At 58.7% G+C, this 14,221-nt stretch carries 9 protein-coding genes and 4 pseudogenes; 8 read left to right on the forward strand and 5 right to left on the reverse strand.

What is annotated here, in order from left to right:
- Positions 1–51: 51 nt before the first annotated feature.
- The 3 genes from B0G69_RS38015 (at position 52) to glyA (ending at position 3,547) form a co-directional block, all read left to right on the forward strand.
- On the forward strand, positions 52–873 hold the full coding sequence (locus B0G69_RS38015; RefSeq protein ID WP_121325223.1) for a transposase: 822 nt from the start codon (positions 52–54) through the stop codon (positions 871–873).
- Between the two features lie 549 nt (positions 874–1,422).
- Positions 1,423–2,205: an amino acid racemase gene (locus tag B0G69_RS38020; protein WP_158609057.1), complete on the forward strand. Its 783-nt coding sequence runs from the start codon at positions 1,423–1,425 to the stop codon at positions 2,203–2,205.
- Complete coding sequence (gene glyA, locus B0G69_RS38025; protein ID WP_121325225.1) at positions 2,195–3,547, forward strand: serine hydroxymethyltransferase; 1,353 nt, start codon at positions 2,195–2,197, stop codon at positions 3,545–3,547. Before B0G69_RS38020 ends, glyA begins: the two co-directional genes overlap by 11 nt.
- 161 nt (positions 3,548–3,708) lie before the next feature.
- On the opposite strand, the gene B0G69_RS38030 is transcribed toward glyA, so the two are convergent.
- Entirely contained in the window at positions 3,709–4,743 is a 1,035-nt protein-coding gene (locus tag B0G69_RS38030) for an IS481 family transposase (RefSeq protein ID WP_121325226.1), read from the reverse strand.
- Between the two features lie 30 nt (positions 4,744–4,773).
- On the opposite strand from B0G69_RS38030, the pseudogene B0G69_RS38035 reads away from it, so the two are divergent.
- Positions 4,774–5,237 (forward strand): annotated as a pseudogene (locus B0G69_RS38035) (transposase); the annotation flags it as partial.
- 104 nt (positions 5,238–5,341) lie between these two features.
- Here B0G69_RS38035 and istB read toward each other — a convergent pair.
- From istB to hisC, 3 genes are all read right to left on the reverse strand, one after another.
- Positions 5,342–6,157 carry an IS21-like element helper ATPase IstB gene (istB, locus tag B0G69_RS38040; protein ID WP_121315180.1) on the reverse strand — a complete coding sequence of 272 codons (816 nt, stop codon included), beginning with the start codon at positions 6,155–6,157 and terminating at the stop codon, positions 5,342–5,344.
- Positions 6,154–7,653, reverse strand: coding sequence for an IS21 family transposase (gene istA, locus B0G69_RS38045; RefSeq protein ID WP_121315179.1), 1,500 nt, complete (start codon positions 7,651–7,653; stop codon positions 6,154–6,156). The genes istB and istA overlap by 4 nt, the downstream gene beginning before the upstream one ends.
- A 296-nt stretch (positions 7,654–7,949) precedes the next feature.
- Entirely contained in the window at positions 7,950–9,017 is a 1,068-nt protein-coding gene (gene hisC, locus B0G69_RS38050; protein WP_121325227.1) for a histidinol-phosphate transaminase, read from the reverse strand.
- Positions 9,018–10,121: 1,104 nt separating this feature from the next.
- Between hisC and B0G69_RS38060 the strand changes: the two are divergent.
- The 3 genes and pseudogenes from B0G69_RS38060 (at position 10,122) to hisG (ending at position 13,273) form a co-directional block, all read left to right on the forward strand.
- Positions 10,122–11,091, forward strand: a pseudogene (locus B0G69_RS38060) (IS30 family transposase).
- Positions 11,092–11,429: 338 nt separating this feature from the next.
- A complete protein-coding gene (locus B0G69_RS38065; RefSeq protein ID WP_121325229.1) occupies positions 11,430–12,569 on the forward strand; it encodes an ATP phosphoribosyltransferase regulatory subunit in 1,140 nt (379 codons plus the stop codon).
- Entirely contained in the window at positions 12,566–13,273 is a 708-nt protein-coding gene (gene hisG / locus B0G69_RS38070) for an ATP phosphoribosyltransferase (RefSeq protein WP_121325230.1), read from the forward strand. The genes B0G69_RS38065 and hisG overlap by 4 nt, the downstream gene beginning before the upstream one ends.
- Positions 13,274–13,345: 72 nt before the next feature.
- On the opposite strand, the pseudogene B0G69_RS42555 reads toward hisG, so the two are convergent.
- Positions 13,346–13,612: pseudogene (locus B0G69_RS42555) on the reverse strand (GMC family oxidoreductase); the annotation flags it as partial.
- A gap of 324 nt (positions 13,613–13,936) precedes the next feature.
- Here B0G69_RS42555 and B0G69_RS38080 point away from each other — a divergent pair.
- Positions 13,937–14,170: pseudogene (locus B0G69_RS38080) on the forward strand (FmdB family zinc ribbon protein); the annotation flags it as partial.
- Positions 14,171–14,221: the final 51 nt, after the last annotated feature.

Consider the following 14,221-nt stretch of genomic DNA (forward strand, 5'->3'; position numbering starts at 1 on the left):
CGGTACTTCATGCATTATAGAGATCGGACTGAAAGAGGAAGGCGAAACAGGATGAAGCAGCAGACGCTGGCGATGGCAGCCGATCAAGGTGCGGGTTTCGAGACCCACTGCAAACGCACGCGGCGCGACGAGTTTCTCGACACGATGAATGCGATCGTGCCATGGGCGCAGCTGTGCGTGGTGATCGAGCCGCATTATCCGAAGCGCGGCAATGGCCGCCCGCCAATTGGCCTGGAGCGCATGCTGCGGATCCACTTCGTGCAGCACTGGTTCAATCTGGCTGATTTTGCGTGCGAGGAGGCGCTGTACGACAGCACCAGCCTGCGTCGCTTTGCCGGAATTGACCTGGGTTGTGAAGCCGTACCGGACGCGACGACGCTGCTCAAATTCCGGCGCCTGCTGGAGACGCACAAACTGGGCGAGCAATGGTACTTCGGTGCCAAGCTGCACATCGGTGTGGACAGCCAGAGCGGCCGGGCGCACAGCGCGGTGCTCACGCCGGTCAACGTGCATGACAAACATCCGCTGCCGCAATTGCTGCACGGGCGGGAGCAGCGCGTCTACGGCGACAACGCCTATGCGAGCCAGAAGGAACTGATCCACAGCAAGGCGCCCAGGGCGCGCGACTTCACCAATCAGCGCACGCGCCGTGCGGGAGGCGAAGTTGACGAGGTGCAGCGCGGCAAGAATCGCAACAAGTCGAAGATTCGCGCCCGGGTGGAGCATGTCTTCGCCGTCGTGAAGCGACTGTGGGGATTTACCAAAGTGCGCTATCGCGGGCTGGCAAAGAACGCCAACCGGGCGTTCATCGCACTCGCACTGGCGAACTTCTACCTGTCGCGCAAGAAACTGATGGCACCGGCACGCCCATAGTGGGCGAAAGGCGGGCAAAGTTGCCCGCCACAAGGCCCGCGAGGGCCGAAAAGCAAGAGCTCAATCCCGGCTTCATGACTGGGCGACGTTCAAATCGCTGACATGTCGCAAATTCCGCGGCTTGTTCAGCATAGCCCTAGCACTATTTGGTTCGTTGACAAGGAATGCCGAATTGATGAAAGCAAAGGAACGTCACGCCCAGTTTTTTGAGGCGGGCAAGATGCGACGAAAGCCTTTGAGGGGCGAAACGGGGCGTTCCACTTTGTTTCTGCGCTTGTAGATTTCGCGATCGTTTTCCCATGGCTAAAGCCGGTTGTTTTTTTGGCGGTACACCGGCTCTTGTTTGCTCTGAGTAGTCTATGGATGGCGCGTAGAGCCTTGCGCAAGCCTTTAACCACCAGGAAGCTCGGGCCGCGAGTCGCAGCAGGTGGCGTCCCGTGCGGCGAAATTAGCAGGGTGCCTGCACGTAACGATATATTGCCCGCCCTAGCACTTATAGAACAAGAGACGGTCTGCGCTGAAAGTGCGGGTGATGCGGTCCTTATTTACATGGATATGCGATATATCATGCTTATAGACACTTCGATTGGAAAAGGTCGCCTCGGTATCCTTGGGGGAATGGGAAGCGAGGCTACGGCGTGCTTCGTTCGAACACTTGCACAACGCTCGCCGGCAACAGTCGATCAGGACCATATCCCGTTCGTCCTACTTTCCTGCCCGGAAATCCCCGACCGGTCCACCGCAATCGAGGCCGGGGATGCGGGTGTCCAAACGATTATTCGGACACGCCTGACGCAGCTCGAACGTACAGGATGTGGTGCCGTGGCAATCCCTTGCAATACTGCCCACTACTGGCGTCGACACTTCGCGTCATCGTTGCAGATACCACTGATCGACATGGTATCGGCCACCGCAAGGCATGCTGCGCATCTAAATGCGAGAAGTGCAATTGTTCTGGGGACACACGCAACGATGAAGCTTCGTTTGTACGACGAGGCGCTAGCAGGCTTTGACATTCAGTCCGTCGATGTCGACGACGAGATCATCCGTTCGACGAGTTCCGCAATTGCGCTTGCCAAGTCAGCAGATATCGACGAGTCAAGGAAGCAATTGGTGCACGTGCTCGATGCTTGCAGGTCGTTGTGCCCGGATGTGATCATCCTTGGCTGCACAGAGTTGCCTATGGTGTTGCCCAGCGAGGCCATCGCTGAAGATCTGATCGATTCAGATGCATGTCTTGCTGACGCCTGTATCCGTTGGTGGCTGTCCGCGCCAGCTAGGAACGCGCGCGCAAAATCTCTTTCTACCGAGGAGCTGGTTAATGAGCGATGAAAGTACAACGATCCGTGGCCGACTTAACGAAGTTTCACCTCGATGGCAAGGCCATCTGGCTATCGACGATCCCTGTCTCGTCACGCTCGTGGAAGCCGAGAGTAGACGGCAGGAAGATTCGATCACTCTTGTCGCTTCTGAGAACTTCTCCTCGCCGCGGTCTCGGGCTCTGGAAGGAAGCGCACTCGCAGACAAAAATGCGGAAGGTTATCCGGGCAAGCGATTCGCTGCCGGGTGCGAATACGTCGACGCGATCGAGGGGCTGGCCATTGCTCGCCTAAAAGAACTGTTCGGGTGCGAACACGCAAACGTTCAGGCGATGAGTGCGACCATCGCAAATGTGGCTCTCCTGCAGGCAGTCCTGAAACCAGGCGATCCAATTCTTTCAATGCGCCTGACCGACGGTGGTCATCTGAGCCACGGGGCGGCGTTTCATACGAGCGGTCGCCTGTATCAAGTGCGGCACTATGGAGTCGGTAAGGCAACAGAGCGGATTGACATGGATGAAGTCCGCCATATCGCGAAGGCAACGAAGCCTAAACTGATCATATGCGGAGGCTCCTCGTATCCCCGAAATATCGACTATGCGGCCTTCGCCGATATTGCCCAAGAAGTGGATGCATTGCTCTGGGCCGATATTGCTCATGTTGCGGGGCTAATGGCCGCACGCGTTGTCCCATCTGCGGTGCCACACGCGGACTTCGTGACGTCGTCCACGCACAAGACATGGCGTGGTCCGCGTGGCGGATCGGTTCTGATGTGCCGGCAGGAATGGGGTCACGCCATTGACCGAGCAGTTTTCCCGGGTATTCAGGGCGCGCCAAAAATGGACATCATTGCGGCGAGAGCTGCTCTTTTCAAGGAGACGGCCGAACCCGAATTCGCCCAATATTCCAGTGCAGTTCTTGAAAACGCGCAGGCGCTAGCTGAGGGGCTTCGTGACGAAGGCGTACGGTTGGTCACCGGAGGCACAGATACCCACCTCTTGCTTGCGGACGTCACGGATTTCGAATTATCAGGCCTAGAGGCCGAGCAGCTTCTGACGCAGGCTGGCATCACCACAAATAAGAATGTGATTCCTTTTGACAAGCAGCCCCCAAGCTTGTCCAGCGGCGTGCGAATGGGAAGCGCCGCCATGACCACGAGAGGGCTTGGCAGGTCAGACTTCCTCCATATTGGAACCTTAATTGGCACGCTGCTGAGAAATCCTACGGACGATGGCGTGCGAAATCGAGTACAAGCTATCCTCGCAGAAATGGTTGAAGGTCTGCCGTTGTTTTCAGACCGCTGGCTCCCTCGGCGCTCCTTGGCTGTTATCGATGCTCCTACTTCGCGCGTCTAGCAGAAGCGAATCTGCATAAACGCCCGATCTTTTCGAGGACGGAATTGGCGGTGACCGTCCAGGTGAACGGGCCGCGGCCAGATCGATCAGGTGCACTGGCCGATGAGTTGGGCAAGGAAAGCCGCCGATGTCGATGAACTGTGCGATTCACAGACATTGTTTCACTTTCTTGAAGATCGCTTTCCAGTCCTGCTTGAGTTCGTGCCTCCGGTAGGAGACACGAACTCAAGCAGCCGCCGATGATGTTCGGCAAGGGTCCCGTCGATTCGCCATTCGCGGTGCCGGATTCGCTCTTTCGACTCGTCGTAGACGCTTTCAACCTGCTCTACGAGAGGTGTGTTTTCGCCCACTTCTGCGATGCGATCGACCGGAGTCTTACCGCCGAGTGAGCCGTGCGGACGGCGCCAGTTGTAGTCGAACTGCCACTCCTCAATTCGCTGTTCAATCTCTTTCTCGGTTGGGCCATGGTGGGAGCAGAACTCGTTCAGGTCAGTAAGCTGGGAACGCTCGACCTTGCCATTGAGATGTGGAGAGCGCGGCGGGATTGGCCGGAATTTGATGCACTCGCTCATTAAGCGACGCTGCACTGATTCGGCGAAGAATTCGCCGCCCTTGTCAGTCTGGATACGCTGGATCGGAAACGGCATCTCCTCAATGACCCGATCAAGAAAAAGCAGCGTATTTCGGGCGTTTCTGCGCGGGTAGACACCCAGTACGCGGAAGCGCGAGCAGTCATCGATGGCCGTATATTGATAGACGCCTCGGGCGATTTTCATCGTGTCCATTTGGACCCGATCCCCCGGAACCGGGCGGCTATAGCGTCTGGGATGTGCCGGTCGCCTGGAACGCACTAACGGCTTCACAGATGACTTGCTGAGCACCTTGTGAATTGTTGCGAGGGATAGTTCTCGTTGTTCGTGGAGCCGCAGCTCGTTCTGGATCCGGCGTGCCCCCTTGTGTTCGGAGCGCAGCCGGAGAATCGTTGCCCGATCAGCCTCGAAAACCTTCCGGTTTGGACTGTTAAGAGGGCGACGACTTTGAGAGCGAAGACCTTCTTCTCCACTATCCCGATAGCGCCGTAGCCACTTGCGAAGTGTCGGTCTCGAGATGCCGCACCTAGCGCATACGAGACCGGCATTGCCGGTCTCGTGATACATCAGCACCCAACGTAATCGAGTCGCAATCTCTCGGTTCATCGCTTCATTTTAGTTAAAACGATGTGTGTGAATCACACATCTAAGCTCTCTAGCGATCCGTTGTTCGTCGACAAAGTGCGCAATATTGTCGGCCAGTATCTAGGGCGATGGTGCTGTGCGTTGACAAGAAGCGCCAGATACAGGCATTGGACCGCCCACAGCCCATATTGCCGTTCGCTCCAGGCATTCCCGAGCGACGCACTTATGAATACATGCGTCACGGTGCGGCCACACTATTTCCTGCGCTCGAAATTGTCACCAGCAAGGTGACCGGCGACGTGCACTGGCGCCATCGCAGCAGCGAATTCCCGCTTTTCCCGCGCACCATCGAAGCCGGCGTGCCGCCCGACCTGGATGTGTATTTGGGTGATGGACAATTACGGCACACACAAGACTCCTCGATCAAGGCAGGGTCCACTCGTCTTCCCCGATTGCAGGTTCACTTCGCACCGACTTCGGCCTCGTGGCTCAATCACGTAGAACGCTGGTTCGCCGTGCCTACCGACGGTGCCTTCGTCGCGGCACGTGGACAGCGTCAAGCAGGAAGTCCGGTTTACCGACAAACATCTTGGCCGGTCGGTCGAGATGTTTGTCGCTGTCAATTGGACATGGTTGTCGCTCCGTTCGGATTGTCAGCGGGTAATTGACGGCGCCGCTCCTTCTGTTTGTCGCTGGCTTTGCGGCGTCGATAGCTTTCAACATTCAGTTCGAAGATCGTCGAGTGATGCACAAGCCGGTCAATGGCCGCCACTGTCATGCCGGGGTCCGGGAAGACGTCATTCCAGCCTGAGAACGGCTGGTTGGCTGTTATCAGAAGACTTTTCCGCTCATACCTCTCGGCGATCAGCTCGAACAGCACGCTGGTTTCGGCCTGGTCTTTCCTCACATACGACAGATCATCGAGGATGATCAGGTCGAAGCGGTCAAGCTTCGCGAGCGCCGAAGGCAGTTGCAGACTCTGGCGCGCGACCTGGAGCTTCTGCACGATTTCGCCGGTGCGCGTGAACAAGACGCGATAGCCGGCGTCGATTAACGCATGGCCGATGGCGGACCCCAAGTGACTTTTTCCGCCGCCGGGTGGACCAAACAGGAGGATCGTGGCGCCTTTCTCAAGCCACGAATCGCCGGTGGCCAGCGCCATCACATGCGCCTTCGAGACCATCGGCACAACGCCGAAGTCGAAGGTGGCGAGCGTCTTGGTCGGATCCAGATGTGACTCGGTTCGATGACGCTCGATTCTCCGTTTGGCCCGCTCGGCGAGTTCATGTTCGAGCAATGCGCCGAGTAAGCGCGACGCCTGCCAGCTTTCCTTGTCCGAGCGTTCAGCGAAGTCCGGCCACAACCGGCTGATCGTGGGCAGCCGCAATTCGTTGAGCATCAGCGCGATACGGCCAGCATCGTAGGCGGCGTTCATGCGAGCAGCTCCTCATCGAGCAACGTGTCATAAAGCGCGGCAGACGGCATCTCGACGACAACCATCGGACACTCGGCCTGGCGCGGCGCCAACTCATCGAACAGCGCCCTCAGATCGGGTAGTTCACCGAGTTCGAGCAATGCATCGAGCCTCTCGGCGAGTTGCGCCTCGACGCCGTGGTTTCCTGCCAGCTCAAGCAGGCCGACCATGGTCTTGCATGCGCTGCGCGGCGTCAGCGCCTGCTCCAGTCGCTCCCAGGTCCGACGGTAGGCTTCACGCGGAAACAGATCGTCACGGAACGCGAGGCCCCGGAAGGCCTGCGGCTTGCGTTTGAGCGAATCGATGAAGTGCCGGTAGTCGATGCCGCGACCGCGCCGTTTGCTCGTGTGTGTGGCTCTCGCCGTGCTGTGCACGAGCGCGCCGGACAGATAGCAATCGAGCCGGTCACTGTAGAGGCGTACCTTCAGGCGATGACCGATCAGCCGCGACGGAGCGCTGTACAGGACGCAACGCACGGTGAACGTGCCGCAGCGTGTCACGCGCGCCTCTTCTTCGTCGAAGTCGGTGGTACGGTGCTCAGGTAGATCCAGCAGGTGTTCGCGCTCGATCTGGAACGCTGCAGCATTACGCCGGTTGCGGCGCATCACCACCCCGCGCACGAACTCGTCGTACGCGCCCCGGTCCGCGAAGTCGCGGTGACCTCGCAGCTCCAGGGCCTGATCGATCTGATCCTTCAGATAGCGATGCGAGGATTCGACACTGCCATTCTCATGACCCATGCCACGATTGTTGCGCGTGCCTTGCATCCCGTAGTGCTCGAGTAGCGCCGCATAGCGAGCTGTGAAGTCTTCCTCTTCCTGCAGGTTCCTGAAGGCCGCCGACAGACTGTCGGAGCGGTGTTCGCGCGGGCACCCGCCGGCCTGCCACAGCGCGTTCTGCAATCCCGTCGCGAGCGCCTGGAAGCTCTCTCCGCCATCGACCACACTGGCGTATTCCCAGCGCGAGAACGCCAGCACAAAGTGATACAGCAGGTGGTTAAACGGAACGCCGCCAATCGTCACGCACAGCTTGTCCATGTGGGTGAAGTCCGACAGGCCTCGCGCGCCTGGCTGATACGTTTGAGGGAAGAACACTTCCCGGTTCGGCCCTTCGAGCGCGCGCCACTGGCTGACATGCCGCTCAAACGTGCGACGCATGCTGTCGGGAAAGCGCTCGGGATGGTCTTCCTGCAATTTGCGCAGCAGCGTGATCGCCTTCAGCTTTGGGGCACTGTGCAGCAATGGGACGACTTCGGCTTCCCATACGTCGGCAAATGGATCAGGACGCGAGCGCCAGTAGCGCCGGGGCTGCTGCGACGGAAGCCCGGCTTCACGTTCGACGCGGCGCGCCGTGCGCTCGCTCATGCCCGACTTCGCTGCGGCGACCTTCTGTGGATGAAGTTTGCGCTGGTTCATGTAGAGGCGGACCTGTTGGTCGGTGATGCGGGTTCCAGACATGGGCTGACCGCCTCTTTTTAGATTCAGTCAGCCATCCTAGACCTCGCCGACCCGGCGCCGCCGGCAGCTCGTCGTCTGCGGCGGCTACGCCGCCTCCGACTCCTCACTACCGGCCAAGATGAATGTCGCTACACCGGACGCAATCATTGTCGCCCTCCACGGCCCGCATCGTTCGACTCGCCAACTGCTCGAAGGCATCGAAGTCGGCCGTCTGATTGCCGTTGCCGCAGGGCCGAAAATGGCATAACCGACCTCCCTCGCAAGGGAGAGAGCCCGCGGTGGGGGTCCGATTGGGGTCAAGCGAGCAATTCGCGCAGCGCCGCGACGACTGCGTCGCATTCCTCTTCAGTTCCGATGGTGATGCGCAGATGCTGGTCGATTCGTGGCTGCTTGAAATGCCGCACGAAGATGCTTTGATCTTTTAAGCGTGCCACAAGCATTGCAGCGTCGTGCGAAGCATGACGCACGAACAGAAAGTTCGCAGTAGACGGTACCACGTCAAAACCTTGGCTCTGGAGCGCCCGCTTCATCCGCTCCCTGCTCGCGATCACGCGCTCGCACGTCATCCGATAGTGGTGATGATCCGCGTAAGCAGCCTGTGCCGCGACCTGCGCGAGACGGTCCAGAGGGTACGAGTTGAAGCTGTCTTTCACGCGATTGAGCGCTTCGATGAGTGATGCGTGGCCGAATGCAAAGCCGACGCGCATGCCAGCGAGCGAACGAGCCTTCGACGTTGTCTGAACGACAACTAGGTTGGGATAGTGGTCAATCAGAGGGACCGCGGATTGCGCACCGAAATCGACATAGGCCTCGTCAATTGCGACCACCGACGACATATTTCCGGCGACAATTCGCTCTATGTCCGCGAGCGGCAAAGCGCGACCGGTGGGTGCGTTTGGATTCGCGAACAGCACGCTGCCCACGTCGCCAAGGTAGTCGTCCATTCGGATCGACAAGTCGCCGGCGAGCGGAATGGCCCGATAGCGCACGTTGTAAAGCCGTGCGTAGCTGCGATAGAAGCTATATGTGATGTCGGGAAAACGCAGCGGCCGCTCATGCTTCAGCAGTGACGCAAAAGTGTGGGCAAGCACTTCGTCCGAGCCGTTACCGACAAACACCTGCTCCGGCTTCAGGCCGTGATAGGCAGCGACGGTTGCGCGAAGGCGTCGCGCGAGCGGATCGGGATAGCGGCGCAGGGTCTCACCCGCGCTACCTAGCTCGCGGGCAATGGCCGCTTGTACCAGCGGCGACGGCGGGTACGGGTTTTCATTTGTGTTCAACTTGATCGGATACGCACTCGCCGGCTGCTCGCCGGGCACATATGGCATGAGACGCTGAACGAGGTCGCTCCAGTAACGACTCACCGCCTAGCCCCTGACAGCAAAGAGTCAGTGCTGACCGCATCAGCCATAACAGGAAGTTGAGTATATGGCGATTCGGGACCACGTCCCCCGGGGACCAAGGCGTCGAGCGTCATTTCGTCCGTGCTTCGTCGCGCTCGCCGGGCGCGCGTAGCTAGGAGTTCTCGCGTGGCTGGCCGTAAGGCGCGCCCTAGAGCAAACCGGCTCTTGTCTGCCCCGCGACGGCTCCCCCAACCAGAGGTGACGCTGCAGCAGTGGTCGTGCAAAACGCTGAAAGACTGCAGCGGCGACGGTTCTTCATGACCGGCACTGTGGCTCGTGAAAGTCCGCACATTGGTTCGAGCGATAGCGGAGTATCGGCGAGGCAAGATCAATTTAGTTTGCATTTTTGAATGGTCTCATTAATGCATGGGTAAGCCAGCCCTACTACAAGATGAATCAGTCACAGAAATCGGAGCCCAACCTAGACGCTGCCAGATTCCGGAAGCCGGCATGGAGTGGTAGATACAACGCGCCCGTCAGTGTCACGCTCGAAGGCAATCAAGCACGGACCGCGCCAACCAAGCATTCTTCTCAAAGGCATCAACTGCGGCCACCGTATTCGATCTCGTCCCGGGCCCAAGGCGGCAGGCGCCGCGCGGCCGGGATCGAGGAGATGCCGCACAAGTTCGCCATCAGAAACGAGGGTGTGAGGTCCTGACCAATGATTGACTGGTGTCGATTTGCTCCTCGGGAACGCTCCACCGCCAAGCCGCCAATCGCCGCGTCTAACCCGAGCGACATTCGCTGCACGACGCCGTCGAGGCTTGTCGGAGGTCGAACGCCTCCCGGCGTGATCTACGCACAGGCCGAGGAATTGAGTCTCGTGACTCGTGAATCGCAGCACGGGAATGAAGCCACTGAGCAGCGCAGACACCCAGGCGGTCCATTTCGACGAAAAGTCCGCAAGCGGCGATAGAATGCTAAACAGCGCGGCGTCAACTACAAGCAGTCAACTAAATCCATAGCCATGCAGTACACGCGACGTCACGGTGCACATGGACATCTCGCTAAATATGCGTGCTTGAAGGACCGTATCGGCGATATTCGAACAGTACAAGGGCCACTATGCGTAGCATGAAGCAGCAGGGTTCGAGTGTTCGTGCCATGGCCCGAACACTCGGGCGCCCGGCATCCACCGTGAGCCGCGAGCTGAGCAGAAACAAGTGCTCTGCCGTGGGCTATGCGTTTGCGCCGGCGCAGTCGCTCGGCACGAGCCGACGAGGCTGCGCGCCCATGTCCCAAGCTGCACCCTCAAAGCGTGTCGTGGCGCGTCGTACTCACCCTGCAGGAATGGAAGTGCTCGCCCCAGCGGATCTCAGGTACCCTCAAGCGAATGTGGCCCAGCGATCCGACCCAGCACGTCTCGCACGAGACCATCTACACCGCCATCTATCCGCAGCCACGCGGTGAGCTGCGACGCCAACTGATCGCCTGTCTGCGCCACGGCCACAGCGCGCGTATGTCACACGAGCGGGCCACTGCCCGGCGCGGCCAGATCCCCGACATGGTGAGCATCCATGTACGCCCGCCTGAGGTCGACGACCGGGTGATGCCAGGTCACTGGCAGGGCGACTTCATCAAGGGCGCTGGCAACCAGCCTTCCGTCGGTGTGCTGGTTGAGCGTACCAGTCTGGTGCTGCTGGCGAAGATGGAAGACGCCACCGCCGCCTCGACACTGGCGGGCTTTACTGCCAAACTGAATTCCATCGCCGCACCACTGCGCCAGAGCTTTACCTACGACTAGGGTAAGGAAATGACCCGGCATCAGGAACTCAGCGCCGCCACCGGCGTGCGCGTGTACTTCTGCGATCCGCACAGCCCATGGCAACGCGGTACCTGCGAGAACACCAACGGGCTGCTGCGGCAGTATCTGCCCAAAGGCACTGACCTCTCCATCCACAGTCAGGACGAACTCAATGCCATCGCTGACAGCCTCAACAGCCGACCTCGCGCCACCCATACGTATCATTCACCATTCGAGGTCTTCGAACGCATGCTCGCAACCGCTTCGATGACCTCAGCCTCCATTCAGTAGGCCCCTGTTGCGCTTCACTCTTGAAACCGCTCAGTTTCAACGACGCATTTGACGCTGTTGTTGTCCGACAATGTCGTACATGCGACACGGTCCCTACCGCAAAAAGACGGTTAAAAGCCTTTCTTGGTTGGCGCAATCCGTGCTTACTTGGTGACGCCGGTGGTAGAGTCCACCGACAGGTTGAACCGCGACTTATCCACTAGAGGCGTTTCCGTGAAGACGCGCTGGCGACCGACGAGTCGGCGCGGGTCATCGGGACTATAAGCGCCGACGGCAGATCCAAGAGATAGCTCCTTCTCCATCGGCCGCCGGAAGCTTGTGTTGCGGACAATTCAGAAATGCAGACTTCATCCACTATGCATCTTCAATATTCCTCCATCGCGCAAACTATCGCCCAGGCCTTCGCGAGCCGCGGTGCCAATCTTATAGAAGTGGCAACCGTTCAGCCCGCTGATCCATTCTTAGATGTTATGGGCGAACAACAGCGCAGCGCTCTCTTCCTGACAGAAAGCGAGGATCAAGAGATGCTGTGTCTCAGACCAGAGTTCACGATACCGGTGTGCCTAGAGTACATTAGATCCGGAGCTCCGAACCCTCGGCGTTATGTGTATTTCGATAAGAGTTTCTGCAAGGAACCTCCAAGTCGAAATGGCCTCCTGCAGGCAGGTCTCGTTGATCTTGGTGATTCGGATGTTCCGACTGCCGACGCCCGGTCGATCTCCGATGCGTACGCCCTCGTCCAACTTTTGCTGTCGGGGCGCGAACTAGTCACGGTGATTGGCGACCAGGGACTATTCGAAGCCGTGCTCGCTGCCCTCGAACTCCCTCGTCGCTGGCAGAAGCGCCTCATTCGGGCGTCCGGCTTACGTCTGCGCTGGGGTGCAAATTGCACTACCGTCGAGCACCCTTTGCGTAGCAGCCACCTTGATTTTGTGGTCCGAGATTTCCTCGCGAGAGCCGACTGGACAGCCATAACCGCCTATGTTGCGAATGTGATGAGGCAAGGCGGGCTTTCTCCCGCTGCGGGACGCACACCTCAGGAGATTGCTGCACGGCTCATCGAGACGACGGAACTTGCCAATGCCCAAGTGCCACAGAGCGCCTTCGATGTAGTGAACAGTTTCCTAGCCATCCGCGCTCCTCTTCATCAAGCCGTTGACGAAATAGCTGGGCTCGCGAAATCTGCAGGATTGACACTTGGCATAGCGTTCGACAACTTTGTCCGACGAGCGGAGGTGCTCGCCAGAGAGAGCGGCTCTCCAGATCAATTAACCTACGATGCATCCTTCAGTCGGCACCTTGACCACTATACTGGGCTTCTGTTTGATATCCGCGCCCCGGGAATTGACAGGCCACTTGCTAGCGGTGGACGGTATGATCGATTGCCCAAGCTGCTCGGAGCAGATCGCCCGATTCCGGCGATTGGCCTATCCGCATTTGTTGACCAAGTGCAACTTCTGCAGGGAGCATTGACGTGACAATTTCACTCGCGATTCCTTCAAAAGGACGGATGAAGGAGCAGACCTTTGATGCCTTAGCTGTGGCCGGGTTGCCGGTTGAGCAACCCAACGAACGAAAATACACGGCAGGCTTTGTTGGTAGGAACGAAGTTGAGGTAGTTTGCTTCACGGCTTCTGAGATTCCGGCCAAACTGGCGCAAGGCGTCGTCGAGATAGGAATCACCGGTGAAGACCTGTTAGTGGAAAGTAGAGACGACTGGCAGGAAAGGATGGAAATCATCGCACGGCTGGGCTTCGGGAGAGCTGACATTGTCCTTGCCGTCCCACAGGCCTGGGTGGACGTCGAGACGATAGCGGACCTTGACGATGTCGCGGCAGACTTCCACGAACGTTACGGTCGGCGGCTCAGGATCGCAACGAAATACCGACGGCTGACCCAGCGATTCTTGTCCGGTGTACATGGCATGCGTGCTTACCGCATCGTTGAGAGCCTCGGTGCTACCGAAGGAACTCCCGCAACTGGTTCGGCTGATGCCATTATAGATGTCACAACGACGGGGACGACCTTGCGGGCCAATCATCTGAAAGTGCTTGAAGACGGGCTTGTCCTTCGCTCTCAGGCGTGCCTCGTAGCGTCGCGAAAGAGACGACGAGAAATTGATCAAAATCTCATAGACGAGATTGCTACCAAACTAACGTCTAGACGCGACCGTTTCTTTTAATAAGATCGCTCAACTGTATCTCACGAAGCAAGCGCTCCAGCAAACAGCAATTCGTCGAGAGGCTCCGCTTTGTCAGATATCCCGTCTCCGCATCGCATCCGCGATGTACTCGGCTTGGCGGATGGCGAGAGCGACGATCGTGAGCGTCGGGTTCTCTGCGCTGCTCGTGGTGAATTGACTGCCGTCTGAGACGAAAAGATTCGTCGCCTCGTGCGCCTGCCCCCAACTGTTGACGACGCCGTCACGGGATTTTTCGCTCATCCGGTTCGTGCCCATGTTGTGGCCGGCCGGGTACGGCGGCAGATCAATGACGCGCATGGAGCCGCATGCCTCGTAGATCATTTTGACCTGAGCGTAGACGTCTTCGCCCACGCGGCCAACCCGAACCCACTCGTACCTTGGCGTCATCGCACCATCACAATGCTGCGAAACTTCATATTTCTTACCCATTGACGTCCGCATTCCCGCTGTCTTCTCGCAACCGGCTCCGTCAGCCCGCCGGGTATCGCAAATCACCGCGACGATCATTCAATGTCCATAGAAGCAAACGCCTGCGGAGCAGGTTTAGCACAAACATTTTTTTGATTACCGATCGCGGACTGCCCCGACCGGCCTGTTCACGCATCAGTAGCCGCGATCGCCAGCCGAAAAAATCTCTGCTTTATGCCGCTCCACGATTATGTATGCCGCAACTGCAAGTTGCGGTTCGAAACACTGGTGCGCGCTGGCACGACGCCCGTCTGTCCGCACTGCCGCAGTACCGAACTGGATAAACAGCTCAGTGCGCCGTCGGGCCCTGCGCGTAGCAAGGCGATCATCACTGCGGCACGCCGCCAGGCGGCGCGGGAAGGAGATTTCAGCCACTACTCGGCTGCGGAGCGCAGCGAACTCCTGCGCCAGAGGCCAGAGCGGAAAAGGCGCAGCACCAGCACGGCGGCCCCGCCATCT

This window comes from Paraburkholderia sp. RAU2J (genome assembly GCF_003634845.1).
Taxonomy (GTDB): Bacteria; Pseudomonadota; Gammaproteobacteria; order Burkholderiales; family Burkholderiaceae; genus Paraburkholderia; species Paraburkholderia fynbosensis.

Bases quoted from the DNA above. Each gene is read 5' to 3' on its own strand.
- B0G69_RS38015 (WP_121325223.1), top strand. From the start codon at position 52: ATGAAGCAGCAGACGCTGGCGATGGCAGCCGATCAAGGTGCGGGTTTC.
- B0G69_RS38020 (WP_158609057.1), top strand. From the start codon at position 1,423: ATGGATATGCGATATATCATGCTTATAGACACTTCGATTGGAAAAGGT.
- glyA (WP_121325225.1), top strand. From the start codon at position 2,195: ATGAGCGATGAAAGTACAACGATCCGTGGCCGACTTAACGAAGTTTCA.
- B0G69_RS38030 (WP_121325226.1), bottom strand. From the start codon at position 4,743: ATGAACCGAGAGATTGCGACTCGATTACGTTGGGTGCTGATGTATCAC.
- istB (WP_121315180.1), bottom strand. From the start codon at position 6,157: ATGAACGCCGCCTACGATGCTGGCCGTATCGCGCTGATGCTCAACGAA.
- istA (WP_121315179.1), bottom strand. From the start codon at position 7,653: ATGTCTGGAACCCGCATCACCGACCAACAGGTCCGCCTCTACATGAAC.
- B0G69_RS38065 (WP_121325229.1), top strand. From the start codon at position 11,430: ATGCAGACTTCATCCACTATGCATCTTCAATATTCCTCCATCGCGCAA.